Annotated in this window: 16 protein-coding genes; 6 read left to right on the top strand and 10 right to left on the bottom strand. The window is 67.7% G+C overall.

Annotated elements, in window-relative coordinates:
* Positions 1-2 precede the first annotated feature (2 nt).
* From A5688_RS05795 to bfr, 5 genes are all read right to left on the bottom strand, one after another.
* A complete protein-coding gene (locus tag A5688_RS05795) occupies positions 3-1355 on the bottom strand; it encodes a glutamine synthetase family protein (protein ID WP_067913571.1) in 1353 nt (450 codons plus the stop codon).
* Positions 1356-1414: 59 nt separating this feature from the next.
* Complete coding sequence (locus A5688_RS05790) at positions 1415-2305, bottom strand: TIGR03854 family LLM class F420-dependent oxidoreductase (RefSeq protein ID WP_067913508.1); 891 nt, start codon at positions 2303-2305, stop codon at positions 1415-1417.
* Positions 2306-2316: 11 nt separating this feature from the next.
* Entirely contained in the window at positions 2317-2811 is a 495-nt protein-coding gene (locus A5688_RS05785; protein WP_067834978.1) for a carboxymuconolactone decarboxylase family protein, read from the bottom strand.
* A gap of 66 nt (positions 2812-2877) precedes the next feature.
* Positions 2878-4947: an MDR family MFS transporter gene (locus tag A5688_RS05780; protein ID WP_067913505.1), complete on the bottom strand. Its 2070-nt coding sequence runs from the start codon at positions 4945-4947 to the stop codon at positions 2878-2880.
* 28 nt (positions 4948-4975) lie between these two features.
* Positions 4976-5455, bottom strand: a complete 480-nt coding sequence (gene bfr / locus A5688_RS05775) for a bacterioferritin (RefSeq protein WP_067834820.1) — start codon at positions 5453-5455, stop codon at positions 4976-4978.
* A gap of 338 nt (positions 5456-5793) precedes the next feature.
* On the opposite strand from bfr, the gene A5688_RS05770 reads away from it, so the two are divergent.
* Positions 5794-5979 (top strand): (2Fe-2S)-binding protein, encoded by a 186-nt coding sequence (locus A5688_RS05770; protein ID WP_067834822.1) that lies wholly within the window; start codon positions 5794-5796, stop codon positions 5977-5979.
* Positions 5980-6030: 51 nt separating this feature from the next.
* Here the strand turns inward: A5688_RS05770 and A5688_RS05765 are convergent, their stop codons facing one another.
* Genes A5688_RS05765 through A5688_RS05750 form a run of 4 tightly spaced genes read right to left on the bottom strand, consistent with a single transcriptional unit; the run spans position 6031 to position 8915 of the window.
* Complete coding sequence (locus A5688_RS05765) at positions 6031-6780, bottom strand: enoyl-CoA hydratase/isomerase family protein (protein ID WP_067913504.1); 750 nt, start codon at positions 6778-6780, stop codon at positions 6031-6033.
* Between the two features lie 18 nt (positions 6781-6798).
* On the bottom strand, positions 6799-7242 hold the full coding sequence (locus A5688_RS05760; RefSeq protein WP_067834826.1) for a TIGR03618 family F420-dependent PPOX class oxidoreductase: 444 nt from the start codon (positions 7240-7242) through the stop codon (positions 6799-6801).
* Between the two features lie 9 nt (positions 7243-7251).
* A complete protein-coding gene (locus tag A5688_RS05755) occupies positions 7252-7953 on the bottom strand; it encodes an EthD domain-containing protein (RefSeq protein ID WP_067913502.1) in 702 nt (233 codons plus the stop codon).
* A 26-nt stretch (positions 7954-7979) separates the two neighbouring features.
* Positions 7980-8915 carry a hydrogen peroxide-inducible genes activator gene (locus tag A5688_RS05750; RefSeq protein ID WP_067913494.1) on the bottom strand — a complete coding sequence of 312 codons (936 nt, stop codon included), beginning with the start codon at positions 8913-8915 and terminating at the stop codon, positions 7980-7982.
* Positions 8916-9015: 100 nt separating this feature from the next.
* On the opposite strand from A5688_RS05750, the gene A5688_RS05745 reads away from it, so the two are divergent.
* From A5688_RS05745 to A5688_RS05735, 3 genes are read left to right on the top strand one after another with little or no spacing between them, the layout of a single operon-like run.
* Positions 9016-9603, top strand: a complete 588-nt coding sequence (locus A5688_RS05745; protein WP_067834834.1) for a peroxiredoxin — start codon at positions 9016-9018, stop codon at positions 9601-9603.
* Positions 9604-9641: 38 nt separating this feature from the next.
* Complete coding sequence (locus tag A5688_RS05740; RefSeq protein WP_067913492.1) at positions 9642-10178, top strand: alkyl hydroperoxide reductase; 537 nt, start codon at positions 9642-9644, stop codon at positions 10176-10178.
* Between the two features lie 10 nt (positions 10179-10188).
* Positions 10189-11520, top strand: coding sequence for an alpha-amylase family protein (locus A5688_RS05735; protein WP_067913490.1), 1332 nt, complete (start codon positions 10189-10191; stop codon positions 11518-11520).
* Here A5688_RS05735 and A5688_RS05730 read toward each other — a convergent pair.
* Positions 11506-11943: a DUF1810 domain-containing protein gene (locus A5688_RS05730; RefSeq protein WP_067913488.1), complete on the bottom strand. Its 438-nt coding sequence runs from the start codon at positions 11941-11943 to the stop codon at positions 11506-11508. The two genes, A5688_RS05735 and A5688_RS05730, sit on opposite strands and share 15 nt — an antisense overlap.
* A gap of 18 nt (positions 11944-11961) precedes the next feature.
* Between A5688_RS05730 and A5688_RS05725 the strand changes: the two genes are divergently transcribed.
* Together A5688_RS05725 and lon are read left to right on the top strand one after the other, a co-directional pair.
* Positions 11962-13206 (top strand): alpha-hydroxy acid oxidase, encoded by a 1245-nt coding sequence (locus A5688_RS05725; RefSeq protein WP_067913486.1) that lies wholly within the window; start codon positions 11962-11964, stop codon positions 13204-13206.
* Positions 13207-13330: 124 nt separating this feature from the next.
* Entirely contained in the window at positions 13331-15664 is a 2334-nt protein-coding gene (lon, locus tag A5688_RS05720; protein ID WP_067913485.1) for an endopeptidase La, read from the top strand.
* Positions 15665-15856 lie beyond the last annotated feature (192 nt).

Raw genomic sequence — 15856 nt, 5'->3', positions numbered from 1 at the left:
CGTCACAGGCTCCAGGCCATGCGGAATTTGTCCGCCAGGTCGCCGGGGTCCAGCTCGCCGTAGCGCTCCTGTTCCAGGCGACGAACCGCGACCACCATGTCGACCGCCGGATCGCCCAGGATGCGGCGCATCGTCTCTGAACCATCAAGTGCCGCAATCGCTTCGGCCTGGTCGTCGGTCAGGGGCACGATGCCGTCGCGCTCACGGTCGGAATCGGACAGCGCCGCCGGGTCGCTCGTGATCTCCGGCGGCAGCGCCGCCTGGCATTTGATTCCGTCCAGGGCCAGGCCGAGGATGGCCGCCGTGGCCAGGTAGGGGTTCGCCGACGGATCGACGATTTTCACCTCGACGTTGCCGCCGCGCGGACTCCCGGGGCCGCCGGCGATGAAACGCACCGCAGCCTCGCGATTTTCGGTGCCCCAGCACGCATAGGCGCCGGCCCAGTTGCCGGGCCGCATCCGCAAGCCGGAGACGATCGACCCGCACAGTACGCCTTGGGCTTCCGGGAGACCGCGAACCACGCCCGCGATCGCGCTCTCCCCCGCCGCCGTCATGCCCCGGGCTCCGGCGCCGTCGGAGAATAGGGGACCTTCCGGTGTCGTCAGCGAAAAGTGTTGGTGAGCACCGGATCCCACGCCGTCGGCGAAGGGCGCGGGCGACAGGCTGATCCGCAGCCCGTAGCGGCGCGCCGCGCGGCCGATGACGAGCCGCATCAGGATCAGCTGATCGGCCGCGGCCACCGGGGGCTGCGGTGACAGCGAGATTTCGAACTGATTGGCGCCATACTCGGGGTGGAACTGTTCGATCGCGATGCCGGCCGTCGTCGCCGACCCGATCACGTCGCGCACGAAAGCTTCGTGCTCCAGCACGCCGGCCAGGCCGTACTGTGCCCACAACGTCGACGGCAACCTCCCGCCGTCGGGACCGACCAACAGGAATTCGATTTCGTGCCCGATCGAAGCCTCGATGCCGGCTTCGGTGAGCGCGTCCTCGATGCGACCCAACGTTCCCCGGCCACAGGCGGGAACCGGCGTGCCGTCCTGGTCGAAAAACGAGGCGGGCGCCCACGCCAGACCGTCACCGACGATGCGCAACGCGGACAGATCGATACGAAGACGTTGATCCCCCACTACGCCCACATCCGGGGTGAAGGCGATGCCGGTCTGGTCGATGGCGAACGCATGCCAGGACGGGCTGGCCCCCAGGCCGGGATCCGCGAACGTGTTGGTCCGCCGGATCGGAACGGTCTTGGCCAGCGTGAGCCCGGCGGGATTGACGACGGTGCCGATGACCGTGTCGACGCCCTCGGCCTCCAGCTGGGCAATCGCCGCGGCGGCAAGCGGTGTGCCGGTCATGGCAGCCATTCTGCAGGCTCGAGCTGCGCCGGTGCGGCAAACGGCATCACCGGCACCGGTCAGTTCTGCCGGGCGACGAGCTCGGTGACGAACCGGTCGAGGAAGCCATCCACCGGCGCTTGACCCACCGGCCGGATGACGAATTTCGTCAATCCCGCGTCGATGTAGGCGTCGAGTTGTCGGTGCAGCTGATCCCACCCGGCGGCGATCAGCTCGCCGGGGTCACGGTCGGGGCGGCGCCGCCGTACCGCTGCGGCCAACTCGGCGGGCAACTCCCCCTCGGCCCCGTCCAGCACGGCCAACGAGATGCCGAAGTGGTCGGGCTCGATGCTGCGGCCGGCCTGCGCGGCGGCCCGCTCGATCGCTTGGCGCCCGGCCCGCGCCTCCGCCGGGGTGAGGAAGCTACCCAGCCAGCCGTCGCCCAGCGCGCCGATGCGTCGAAACGCCGCCGGCGCCGAACCGCCCACCCAGATGTCCAGGGGCGGTGCCGGTCTGGGGGCGACGGCCACGTCGTTGACGCTGAAGTATCGACCGGTGAACGATGCCGACTCCTCGATCAGCGCCGCGCGCAGCAGCCGCAGCGACTCGTCGAACACCGCCGCGCGCTCGCCGTCGGGGACCACGAACAGCTCGCGCTCGGCCGGTATCGCCGAGCGCAGGCCGAAGACGGGCAGGACCCGCTTGGGCGCGACGGCCGCCAAGGACGCCAACTGTTTTGCCACCAGCACCGGATGCCGCCCGGGAAGCACGGCCACCGACGTGCCCACCTTCAAGCGGGTCGTGCGTGCGAGCGCATACGCCATGCCGACCACCGGATCGACCGCCGGGGAATACACGAGTTCGGAAAACCACAGCGAGTCCGCACCGTTGGCCTCGAGGTGATCGACGATGGCGGCCAGTTGATCCGGCGCGGTGTCGGCACCCAGCCCGACGCCGAAGCGAATCTTCACCGAGCGGGAGGCTAGCCGCGGCTGGGGATGGTCAGCTTGCAGGCCTGGCCGATGTCGAGGGTCCGCAGCACTCGACCCATGCCCACCCACAGCGCGCAGGATAGCGCCAGGTCGGCGAGCAACTCGTCGGAGAAGTGTTCGGCGCACCGGCTCCAGAAGTCTTCGTCGTCGCGCAAGGCGGTGTGCGCGGTGGCGAAGCGGTCGGCGAACTCGGCGGCCAGCCGCTCCTGCTCGCTGTAGCCGGGCCAGGTGCGCCACTCGTGGACGTGCTCGTACAACTCCTCGTCGACGCCCGCGGCGGGCCCGTCCTCATCGCGGGTGTTGACGCAGACGACGCATTCGTTGCGGTGGGCGATCACGGCGCGGGCCAGTTCGCGAGTGCGTAGTGGCAGCCGGTTCTTGGTGTAGACCGCCTGGCTGAAGCCGCCCAGCGCGCCGCCGATGTCCGGAGACTTCGCAAACCAGCCGGCCAGGTCGTCGTCAGCAAATGTTCCGATTCGGCTCATGGCGTGATGGTACGCCCGCGCCACCACCCGGATCGGGCATGTCAGCGAATGCGCATCGACAATCGCCTAGCGAACAGCCGCCGGGATCGCCATGGTCGGCTGCTCGTCATGCCAATCGCGTTGGGCGAGAACTCGATGCGCGACGCGATCCAGCGCGGCCTCGACGGCGCGGCGGTCCGGGCGGCCCTCGAAACCCGGTGACCGGGCGAGCTTGTCGACCAGCCAGGCCAACAGCAGGGAGTGCACGTAGGCGACCTGTTGTCCCCCGGCCGGGGTGAGCCACATCTGCTCGCCGTCGCGCTGCGCATAACCGCTGGCCACCAGCCGCGCGAAGGTGGGCTCGAGCACCTCGAACGGGATCCGGTGGTAGTCGGCCATGTCGGTGAGCCGGGCGGTCCCGTACATCTGCGTGTAGCGATTGATCCGCAAAACCCCCCACAGTCCGGCGACGTCGAGCCGGCAATCGGGTCGCATCGCGATGCTGCGCAAGCGCATACCGGTTTCGCCGCGCAACATCCGCGCGATCGCGTTCTCCAGCATCTGGTCGGGTGTCTCGGTGGTCGGCATCCCGAATGCATCGCCGAGATCGACTGTGCTGTCGTGAATATCTCGGAGCGGGATTTCGCGCAGGAACAACGCCAGCACGAAGCCGACCACGGCGACCGGCGCCGCCCAGAAGAAGACCTGGGTGAGCGACTCGGCGTAGGCCGCCACGATGGGCGCGGCTACATCGTGCGGCTGCCGGTGCAGGGCCCCCGGCGAACTCACCGCGCTGGGCGGCGCGCCGCTGGCCGCCAGCGCCGGACCGATTCGGTGGTTCAGGAAATTCACGAACAGCGAGCCGAAAATGGCTGCGCCGAACGAACTTCCGATGGTGCGGAAGAATGTCACGCCCGATGTGGCGACACCGAGGTCTTCGAAGTTCGAGGTGTTCTGCACGATGAGAATCAGCACCTGCATGGACAATCCGATGCCGGCGCCCAGGATCACCAGGTACAGCGACTGGATCAAGGCGGACGTGGACGGCTGCATCCGCGACATCAGCAAGAACGCCAGCGCCATCAGGGCGGTGCCGGCCACCGGGAAGATCTTGTAGCGGCCGGTCCGGCCGACGATGGTACCGCTGCCGGTCGAGGTGACCAGCATCCCGAGCACCATGGGCAGGGTACGCAGACCCGAGGTGGTTGCCGAAACGCCGTTGACGTACTGCATATAGGTCGGCAGGAAGGTCATGGCGCCCAGCATGGCGAAGCCCACCACGAAGGACAGCACGCAGCACACGGTGAACACCGGGCTGGCGAACAGCCGAATCGGCAGGATCGGCTCGGCGGCGCGACGTTCCACCGCCACGAAAACCCCGAGCGCCACCGCGGCGCCGACGAACAGGCCGACGATCGTCGGCGATCCCCATGGGTACAGGGTGCCGCCCCAACTGGTCGCCAGCGTCAGTCCCGCGGCGCCAAGGCCCACGAACGTTATGCCGGCGTAATCGATCACCGGCTTGGTGGACGCGGTGAGTGCGGGAATCGCCGCCGCGGCAACGAAGATGACGATGACCGAGATCGGCACGTTGACCCAGAAGGCCCACCGCCAGCTCAGGTAGTCGGTGAAGTAGCCGCCGAGCAGCGGACCGATGACGGTGGTGACGCCGAAAACCGCCCCGAGGATGCCCTGGTATCGGCCCCGTTCGCGCAGGGGAACGACCTCGCCGATCAGCGCGCTGGCCGTGACGGTGATCGCGCCACCGCCGATTCCTTGCAGGGCCCGGGCCCCCACCAGCATGGCCATCGACTGGGCCAGGCCGCAAAGTATCGATCCGGCGACGAAAAAGATTACGGCGGTCTGGAATACGCGTTTGCGGCCGAACACGTCGCCGAGCTTGCCCACCAGCGCCGTCACGATGGTCGACGCGAGCAGATAGCTGGTGACGACCCAGGACTGATGGCCGGCATCGCCCAGATTGGCGACGATGGTCGGCAGGGCGGTCGCAACGATCGTCTGGTCCAGGGCCGCGAGCAGCATGCCGAGCACGATCGCGATGAAGATCAGGTTGCGCCGTTGCGGGCTGATCAGCTCGCCACTGGGTGCGGCACCGGAGGCCGGCCGAGTTTGGGTCGCTGCCCTCGAGCTCGTCATACCCCCCGGACGTTACCTTCCGGCCGGGTCAGCTGGGTGGCCGCGACACGCACTGCGCCGAGTACAGCTCCACGCCCAGCTTGTCCATCAGCTCCAGCTGGGTCTCGAGGTAGTCGATGTGCTTCTCCTCGTCGGCCACGATCTCCTCGAAGAGGTTCGCGGTGGTGGAGTCCTGCTTCTCCCGGCACAGGATGATCGCCGGCTTGAGCCGCTCCATCACCTCGTATTCGATGGCCAGGTCGGCCTCGAACTGCTCGCGCAGCGTCTGGCCGATGCGCAGCGAGAAAAGGCGCTGGTAATTCGGCAACCCGTCGAGCAGCAGGATGCGATCGGTGATCGACTCGGCGTGGCGCATCTCGTCGAAAGACTCGGCGCGGGTGTGCTCAGCTAACTCCGTGAACCCCCAGTTGTCCTGCATCTTGGAGTGCAGGAAGTATTGGTTGATCGCGGTGAGCTCGCTTGTCAACTGTTCGTTGAGCAGACGCAGAACTTCCGGATCCCCTTGCATTATCACTCCTATGGTGTGAGCGGCTGTTGAGTGCGGCCGCGGCGGCGCGCTGGGCTGGAGCGCACGAACCTGGCCTGTAGCTGCACTGTGCCACGGCCGCTGGGAATGTTCCAGCAAGGTTTGGCTGCACTCAGTGGCTGCCCGAGCGCAGTAAGTCGCGCCTTGGTTAGGTTAGACTCCACTAACGAACTTAGGTTAGACTCCACTAAATACGCGCCATGCGTATTCGGCCCCCCGGCCGCGGTGCCCGATGACTCGGAACGCCAGAGCCGGAGACGAATCGCAGACGCGTGACCGAGCTTTCGACGACGAGGACGCCGAGTGCAGGAGGTGCGCTGATGTACGTGTGCCTTTGCGTTGGGGCCACCAACCAAACCGTGTGCGACGTCGTCGCACAGGGCGCGTCGACCTCCAAGGAAATCGCCGCCGCGTGCGGGGCCGGCGGTGATTGCGGTCGTTGCCGGCGCACGCTGCGGGCCATTCTGGCCGCCTCGGCGAAGCTGGAAACGGCCCCGTCGGCCTAGGGGCTTCAGCGTCTGTTGCTTCGGCGTTTGTTACTTCAGCGTTTTATTGCTTCAGCGTTTGTTGAAGTCGGCCAGGGCCGCCGCATTGGCTTGTGCGCCCATGAGTTCGGCGAAGTGGGCGTTCTCGCGGGCGGTGGCCGCCGCGATCTCGGGGCGAACGGGTTCCATCATCGTGTGCTTGACGGCCATCAGGCTCGAGATCGGTCGCGAGGCAAGGACTTCGGCGTGCTGGCGGGCCTGCGCCAACAGCTCGTCCGGCTCGCAGACCCGCCACACCAGGCCCATCCGCAGCGCCTCGTCGGCACCCACCCATTCCGACGACATCAGCAGCCAAGCCGCGTTCTGCCGGCCCACCAGCTGGGGCAACAGGTATGACGATGCCGCTTCCGGGGCCACGCCCAGGCTGGTGAACGGGCACTTCAGCCGGGCCGTCGACGACATGAACGCCAGATCGGCGTAACCCAGGATCGTGGCGCCGATGCCCACGCCCACGCCGTTCACCGCGCAGATCAGCGGCTTGGGAAACGCGCTGAGCGCATTGATCAGCCCGATGAAGCCGTGTTTTCCCGGGGTGAAATCTGGGTCGGTGATACGAGCCTGCATCTCGGCGAGGTCGGTACCGGCGCTGAAGCCACGACCCGCGCCGGTCAGCAACACGACCGCGACCTCGGGATCCTCGGCGGCGGCCAGCAGCGCCTCGGCCGTGGCGTCGTAAAGGGCTTCGTTGAACGCGTTGAGCGCCTCCGGCCGGTTCAGCGTGAGGGTGCGTACCCGTTTCTCGTCATCGATCTGCAGCGTCACGCCAGCAGCCTAACCAGCTCACCCGTTGCTGTAGACGCGGGTTGGGGCGATCAACACCACGGCGCGACCCTCGGAAGCCATCACCCGGTCGTACTCGTCCCAGTCGTCGTGGGTGCCGCCCGCAGCGGTGAACACGTCGCGAAGCAGCAACCGCAACTGGTCGGCGTCCGTCAGCCATGGCTGGGTGTCGTCGGGGCCGGCCAGCTCCGCCCGGCCCTCGACGGTCGCCCACTGCCATCCGTTGCGGAAGGTGATCGCCAGCTGTGGGCGGGCGCGCAGGTTGGCCAGCTTGACCCGGCCGTAGGTGGTAAAGCCCAGCACCGGTTGACCATTCGCCGGATGCGGCAACAGGCCCACGTTGACCAGCGATGCCTGCACCGTCGCGTCAGCGCGGACGGTGGATACCACCGCCAGACCATTTTCCGCCGCGGCCAGGGCCACGGCGTCGCTCAGTGTCGTCATTTGAGTACCTCATTGATTGAACGGTGTAGCGAAGACGTACCGGCTGGTCGGGACGGTGTCGATGTTCTCGTTGGCGCCAAAGGCACTGGTGCTGGCGACCATTCGGCCCAACCGGTCCTGCAGGTCGTTGTCATCGGCGGCTCCGAAGAATGCGTGGAGGTCGGTGATGGCCTCAGCAGGGAACAACTCCTCGACGATGCCCGCGATTCCCGGAGCGTCCGGGGTCAGGGACCGCACCACCCAGTTCTGGGTGTAGCCGAACGTCGATTGCGTTTCGATGGCGACCGGCGTGTGGTCGCGCTGCCAACGGTCCAGCCAGGTCGCCTGGTCCATGCCGTCAGGCCTGCGCAGCAGCGCGACGTTGGCCAAACCCGGTGTGCGAGTGCCGGGTTCGGATGGCGGGGCGATGATCGGGACAGACTCGGTCACCAAGTACGCGGCGAGTCGATCGCATTCCTGGCCGAGGAATTTGAGTGCCGCCGCGGTCTGGTCGCCGTAGCATTGCTGGGTCCACATGCTCACCACCGCGGCCACGGGTGGGTCCAAGGTCGTCAAGGTCATCAGCGAGTGGCGCACGGTGCTGTCACGAACGTTCAGCTGCAGCCCGGCGATGCCCAGTTGCAGCAGTGCGTCGGCGACGTGACCCCGTTGCCGGGCGCACCACGCGTCATCCGGCTCGGCACGCATCAGCACTGCGATGACCTTCTCCATACGCAGAACTTACCGTCGCCGCGGAGCTATTTGACCAGCCGTACCTGGTGCTGGCTGCTGATCAGGGTCCCGATGAGCCCGGCCAGCCGGCGATAGGACTCGTCGCGTCCGCTCGATGAGCGGAAAACCAAACCGATCCGGCGTCCCGGTCGGGGCGCGGCGAACTGCGCAAGGCCCAGCCGGCTTCTCGACGCCTCGACCGGCACCGCGCTCTGTGGAATGAGCGTCACACCCAAGCCGCCGGTCACGCATTGCACCGCGGTTGCCAGTGACGCCGCCCGGGTATTGGCCAGCTCCGCGCGCACGCCCGCTTTATGGCAGACGTCGAGCGCTTGGTCGCGCAGGCAGTGCCCCTCGTCCAGCAACAGCAGGGGCAGGTCGGCCAGCGCGGTCGCAGGGACCCGGCGTTTGCCCGCCAGAGGATGGCCGGGCGGGAGGGCGAGTACGAAATCTTCGTCGTAGATGGGAATCGCGGTTACACCGGCGCCCTCGGCGGGCAGCGCGATCAGGGCCGCATCCAGTGCGCCTTCCCGCAAGACGGCCAGCAACCGCTCGGTCTGGTCTTCGGTCACCCGCAACGTCAACTCGGGCAGCTGCTCGGCGACCCCGGCCAGCACGGTCGGCAGCACATAGGGTGCCACCGTGGGGATCAGCCCCAGCCGCATGCCGGCGCGCAGCGGGTCGGACGACCCGGCGGCCGCGGCGCTGAATGCGTCCGCCGCCTCGACCACGGCCTGAGCGCGCGACAGCAGCTGGGTGCCCTCCGTTGTCAAGAAGACTCGCCGGGTGGAGCGCTCGACCAGCTGGGTGCCCAGGCCGGCTTCCAGCGCCGCCAGCGCCTGCGACAACGTCGACTGACTTACACCGAGAGCCGCTGCAGCACTGCTGAATTGACGCTTCTCGGCGACCGCGACGAACGCGCGCAGGCCGGCGATCGTAGGCTGATAACTCTTATCGGGCATGCCTATAAGTCTAGTGTCAAATATCACCTTTACTTCAACAAGCGTACGCGGCAGCATGGTGGAGACATCTAAACTTGAGTAAATCCAGATAAGGAGCGATATGCCTCTGCTGACCATCGGCGACCAGTTCCCCGCCTACGAGCTCACTGCGTTGATCGCGGGCGATCTGTCCAAGGTCGACGCCAAGCAGCCTGGGGACTACTTCACCACAATCACCAACGAGGACCACGCCGGCAAGTGGCGGGTGGTGTTCTTCTGGCCCAAGGACTTCACCTTCGTGTGCCCGACCGAGATCGCCGCGTTCGGAAAGCTCAACGACGAATTCGCCGACCGCGACGCGCAGGTTCTGGGCGTCTCGATCGACAGCGAGTTCGTGCACTTCAACTGGCGCGCCCAGCACGACGACCTGAAGAAGCTGCCGTTCCCGATGCTTTCGGACATCAAGCGCGAGCTGAGCCTGGGCACCGGTGTGCTCAACGCCGAGGGCGTGGCCGACCGGGCGACCTTCCTCGTCGACCCGAACAACGAGATCCAGTTCGTGTCGGTCACCGCGGGTTCGGTGGGCCGCAACGTCGAAGAGGTGCTGCGGGTCCTCGACGCGCTGCAGTCCGACGAGCTGTGCGCCTGCAACTGGCGCAAGGGCGACCCGACGCTGGACGCCACCGAGCTGCTCAAGCAGTCGGCCTGATCGCCGCCTGATCGCATAGGGTCTGATCAGGAGGCGAGATGAGCGTAGAAAATCTCAAGGAAGCGCTGCCCGAGTACGCCAAGGACCTCAAGCTCAACCTGGGCTCGATCACGCGCACGACCGAGCTCAACGAGGAGCAACTGTGGGGCACGCTGCTGGCCAGTGCCGCAGCGACCCGGAACACGCAGGTGCTCACCGAGATTGGTGCCGAGGCGGCCGATGTCCTGTCCGCCGAGGCGTACAACGCGGCGCTGGGAGCCGCATCGATCATGGGCATGAACAACGTGTTCTACCGTGGCCGCGGCTTCCTAGACGGCAAGTACGACGACCTGCGCGCGGGATTGCGGATGAACATCATCGCCAATCCCGGCGTGGAGAAGGCGAACTTCGAGCTCTGGTCCTTCGCGGTGTCGTCGATCAACGGATGCCCGGACTGTGTAGCCGCTCACGAGCACACGCTCCGCGAGGCCGGTGTCAGCCGGGAAACCATCCAGGAGGCGTTGAAGGCCGCGGCCATCATTTCCGGTGTCGCACAAGCGATCATCGCCTCCCAGACGCTGACAGCCGTCGGCTGACCACGCCGTCGTGTCCAGTGCCGTGACGGGACCCGCCTGGGTCCAGCACGCGATCTGGTGGCAGGTCTACCCCCTGGGGTTCGTGGGGGCATTCCCCGCACCGCAGTCAAGCGAGCCGCCGCAGCCGGGCGAACACCGGTTGCGGCGGCTCGTCGACTGGTTGGACCACGCCATCGAGCTCGGGGCTTCGGGTATTGCGCTGGGGCCCGTCTTCGCCTCGCGCACACACGGTTACGACACCACCGACCACTACCGCATCGATCCCCGGCTGGGCGACGACGCCGACTTCGACCACCTAGTCGCCGAGGCGCATCGGCGGGGCCTGCGCGTGCTCCTCGACGGGGTGTTCAATCACGTCGGGGAGGATTTCGCGCGCTATCGCGAGGCGGCCGACGGCGATGACGCGGCAGCCCGCTGGTTTCGCGGCCGGCCTGGGCGCTTCCACAACTTCGAGGGCCACTCCGGGCTGATCACCCTCAACCACGACAACCCCGAAGTGGCCGACTACACCGTCGACGTCATGACGCACTGGCTGGGGCGCGGCGCGGACGGCTGGCGCCTCGACGCGGCGTACGCCGTGCCACAACACTTCTGGGCGTCGACCCTGCCGAGGGTCCGCGAGCGCAACCCGGACGCCTGGTTCGTCGGCGAACTCATCCACGGCGATTACGCCGCGGTCGTGCGGGCCGCGACCTTCGACTCGGCCACGCAATACGAGCTGTGGAAGGCGATCTGGAGCAGCCTCAACGACCGCAACTTCTTCGAACTCGATTGGGCGCTGCAGCGCCACAACGAGTTTCTGGCCGAATTCGCGCCGCTGACGTTCATCGGCAACCACGACGTCACCCGCATCGCCAGCCGGCTGGAAAACCCCGAACACGTGACCCACGCGCTGGTGCTGCTGCTCACCGCCGGCGGGGTGCCCAGCGTGTACGCCGGCGACGAGCTGGGGTTTCGGGGTGTCAAGGAAGAGCGGTACGGCGGAGATGACGCGGTGCGTCCCGAATTCGACTCTTCCCCATTGCAATTGGACGATAATGGTGTCGAGACCTGGCGGTTGCACCAGTATCTGATCGGGCTGCGTCGCCGCTACCCCTGGCTGCACAAAGCGTCCGTCACCGCACGGCTGCTGGAGAACCGGCACTACGTCTATGAGACACGCAACGGCGAGGACGCCCTGCTGGTGGTGCTCAATATCGACGACGAGCCGCTGCGCGTGTCGCTGCCGGAGGTCGGCACGCCCCGCGCAGAGGTCGTCGGCGGATCGGCGGCCCCGCCGCAGGAGGTGGTGGAAGCGCTGGTCGTGGAACCGCACGGCTGGCGGGTTTTAAGCCCGGCCTAGGCGTTCCAGAGTCCGCGGGTCGTGACGGCCGTCGTAATACTTGTCGAGCACCGCGATGAAGTCCTCGTTGTCGTCGGTGGCGCGGGCGAACAGCGTCATCGACGAGCGCAGCTTGAGGTCATCCGGGGAGCCGAAAATCTGCCCGACCGATCGCCCCTGCACCGCGCTGACCAGCCGGGCGCACTCGCGCAAGCGCGGCCCGAGCAGCTCATGCCGCAGGTATGCGCGGGCCTCGTCGAGCGACGAGATGCCGTAGTGCACCGCGGTCGGGCTGCCGCCCAGGCCGCGCAGCTGCGGGAAGACAAACCACATCCAGTGAGTGCGTTTTCGTCCCGAGCGCAGCTCGTCGACCACGTCGCCGTACACCGAGGCCTGCGCGTCGACGAACCGCTCCAGGTCGAAGGGGTCGCTCTCCGGGACCATGTGACTACGGTTGCACACATGGCGGTCCACCGACGAGTGCCCAGGGTGCGCGATCTCGCACCGCTGATTCAGTTCAAGCGACCGCGATTGGATCCGACCAGGCGCCGGCTCGAGTCCGCCTACACGATCCAAGATCTGCGAAACATCGCCAAGCGCCGCACCCCCAGGGCGGCGTTCGATTACACCGACGGCGCCGCCGAGGACGAGCTTTCCCTCGAACGTGCTCGACAAGCGTTCCGCGACATCGAGTTTCACCCGACGATCCTGCGCGACGTCTCCCAAGTCACCGCCGGCTGGAACGTGCTGGGCCAGCCGGTCGTGCTGCCGTTCGGAATCGCGCCCACCGGATTCACCCGCTTGATGCACACCGAGGGCGAGATCGCCGGGGCGCAGGCGGCGGCCCGGGCGGGGATCCCGTTTTCGCTGTCCACACTGGGCACCTGTGCGATCGAGGATCTGGTGACCGCCGTTCCGCAGGGCCGAAAGTGGTTCCAGCTCTACATGTGGCGCGATCGCGAGCGCTCGATGGCGTTGGTGCGGCGCGCCGCCGATGCGGGTTTCGACACCCTGCTGGCCACCGTCGACGTTCCCGTCTCCGGTGCGCGGCTGCGAGATAACCGCAACGGCATGACGATCCCGCCGACGCTGACGCTGCGCACCGTGCTGGACGCCGTGCCGCACCCGAAGTGGTGGTTCGACCTGCTGACGACCGAGCCGCTGGCGTTCGCCTCGCTGGATCGCTGGCCGGGCACCGTCGCCGAGTATTTGAGCACGATGTTCGATCCCAGCCTCACCTTCGACGACCTGGAGTGGATCAAGAAGCAATGGCCCGGAAAGCTCGTCGTAAAAGGGATTCAGACGCTCGAGGACGCCCGTGCCGTCGTCGACCGCGGCGTCGACGGCATCGTGCTGTCCAATCACGGCGGCCGCCAGCTGGACCGGGCCCCGGTGCCGTTTCACCTGCTGCCGACGGTCGCGCGTGAGCTTGGGAAAGACACCGAGGTCTTGGTGGACACGGGCATCATGTCGGGCGCCGACATCGTCGCCGCGATCGCGCTGGGGGCCCGCTGCACGCTGGTCGGGCGGGCCTACCTGTACGGGCTGATGGCCGGCGGCGAGGCGGGGGTGTGCCGCGCGATCGACATCCTCCGGGGCGGGATTCTGCGGACCATGGCGCTGCTCGGCGTCACCTGCCTGGAAGAGCTGTCACCCCGGCACGTGACGCAACTGCGGCGGCTGGGGCCCGCTCAGCCTCCGGCGTGACGCTGGTGTCACACTCGCCGCGCAGTGTGACGATGGCCTCACGCTCGCGGCGAACACGGGCCGGAGGGGAACAAACCCCCGCCCGGCTGGGTTAAGCGCATCAGACTCAAGTTTTGGAGGATTGATGGCTGAAGCCAAGTCGGTGCCGGTGCTGTTTGTAACCGACACCATCGTGTTGCCCGGAATGGTGGTGCCGATCGCGCTGGACGACGCCGCCCGCGCGGCGATCGACGCCGCTCAGGCGAGCGAGTCCGGGCAGCTGCTGATCGCCCCCCGGCTCGAGGACCGGTATCCCTCCCACGGCGTGATCGCGAAAATCCTGCAGGTCGGACGCATCGCCGGCGGCGGGACCGCCGCGGTGGTGCGCGGCGAGCGCAGGGCACAGATCGGGGCGGGAGCGTCCGGGCCGGGTGCGGCGCTGTGGGTCGAGGTGACCGAGGTCCCCGAGACCGAGACGACCGACGAAATCAAGGCGCTGGCGGCGGAGTACAAAAAACTGCTGCTGGCCATGCTGCAACGCCGTGAAGCCTGGGAAATCATCGACTACGTCAACCGGCTGACCGATCCGTCGGCCCTGGCGGACACCTCGGGCTACGCGTCCTACGTGACCAACGCGCAGAAACGGCAGCTGCTGGAGACCGTCGACGTCGCCGAACGGCTGCGCGTACTGATCGATTGGACCAGCGAGCACCTCGCCGAGGTCGAGGTGAGCGACAAGATCGCCGAAGACGTGCGCGAGGGCATGGAGAAGACGCAGAAGGAATTCCTGCTGCGCCAACAGCTCGCCGCGATCCGCAAGGAGCTCGGCGAGGGCGAACCGGACGGATCCGACGACTACCGCGCCCGCGTCGAAGCGGCCGAGCTGCCCGAGAAAGTGCGCGAGGCCGCGCTGCGCGAGGTCGGCAAGCTGGAACGCTCCAGCGACCAAAGCCCGGAAAGCGGCTGGATCCGCACCTGGCTGGACACCGTGCTGGACCTGCCGTGGAACGTCAAGAGCGAAGACTCGACGGACCTGAAGGCCGCGCGGGAAATCCTGGACGCCGACCACCACGGGCTGGACGACGTCAAGGACCGCATCGTCGAATACCTGGCCGTGCGGGCGCGTCGTGCCCAGCGGGGGCTGCAGGTGGTCGGCGGCCGCGGCTCCGGCGCGGTGATGGTGCTGGCCGGTCCCCCCGGGGTCGGCAAGACGTCGCTGGGCGAGAGCGTGGCCCGGGCGTTGGGCCGCAAGTTCGTCCGCGTCGCCCTGGGCGGTGTGCGCGACGAGGCCGAGATCCGCGGGCACCGGCGCACCTACGTGGGCGCGTTGCCGGGCCGGATCGTGCGCGCGATCGGCGAGGCGGGGTCGATGAATCCCGTTGTGCTGCTGGACGAAATCGACAAGGTCGGTTCCGACTATCGCGGCGACCCGAGCGCGGCGCTGCTGGAGGTGCTCGACCCCGCGCAGAACCACACGTTCCGCGACCACTACCTGGACCTGGATCTGGACCTGTCCGACGTGGTGTTCCTGGCCACCGCCAACGTCATCGAGAACATCCCGTCGGCCCTGCTGGACCGGATGGAGTTGGTGCAGATCGACGGCTACACCGAGGACGACAAGGTCGCCATCGCCCGGGACTACCTGCTGCCCCGGCAGCGGGACCGTGCGGCGCTGACCGAGGACGAGGTCGCGGTGACCGACGCGGCGTTGCGCAAGATCGCCGCCGACTACACCCGCGAGCCCGGTGTGCGGCAGTTCGAACGGCTGCTGGCCAAGGCGCTGCGCAAGGCGACCACCAAGCTGGCCTCCAAACCCGAAGGGGATCCCGCGCCGCTGACCATCGACGAGCCGGAGCTGGTTGATTACCTGGGCCGTCCGCGGTTCATGCCGGAGTCGGCCGAGCGCACGGCGGTGCCGGGCGTTGCCACCGGCCTGGCCGTCACGGGCCTCGGCGGCGACGTGCTCTACATCGAGGCCGGCGCCACCGACGGCGAGCCGGGCTTGCAGCTGACCGGGCAGTTGGGCGACGTGATGAAGGAGTCGGCGCAGATCGCGCTGTCCTACGTGCGCTCTCACGCCGCCGAGCTGGGTGTCGACCCGACGGCGCTGGACCGGCGCATCCACGTGCACGTGCCGGCGGGTGCGGTGCCCAAGGACGGCCCGTCCGCCGGAGTCACCATGGTGACCGCGTTGGTGTCGATGGCGACCGGACGTCAGGTCCGCTCGGACGTCGGCATGACCGGCGAGGTCACGCTGAACGGCCGGGTGCTGCCCATCGGTGGCGTCAAGCAGAAGCTGTTGGCGGCCCAACGTGCGGGATTGTCAACGGTTTTCATCCCCGCGCGCAACGAGCCGGATCTCGACGACGTGCCGGCCGAGGTGCTCGAGGCGCTGGATGTGCGGCCCATGACCGACGTCGCCGAGATCGTGGCCCAGGCGCTGGAACCGGCGCCCGAGGCCGCCACGGTGGCCGCGTGAGGTCGCCGGCAGCCTGAGCAGCAAACACCGCTGACGTGGTTCCCCGGGGATTGCGGCGAGGTTTTGCCCTCCCCGGGGCCGGGTACGTCCTTGCGCAGAGGGAAAACCAGCCGAGGGGGGTATGACCTCGACCCGACGTCAATCGGCGCGGGTGACGAACAACAAATCACTGTTGCGAAGCCGCCAACGGCG

The organism is Mycobacterium mantenii (assembly GCF_001667865.1).
Classification (GTDB): Bacteria; Actinomycetota; Actinomycetes; order Mycobacteriales; family Mycobacteriaceae; genus Mycobacterium; species Mycobacterium mantenii_A.
This window is presented reverse-complemented; position numbering and strand designations above follow the sequence as displayed.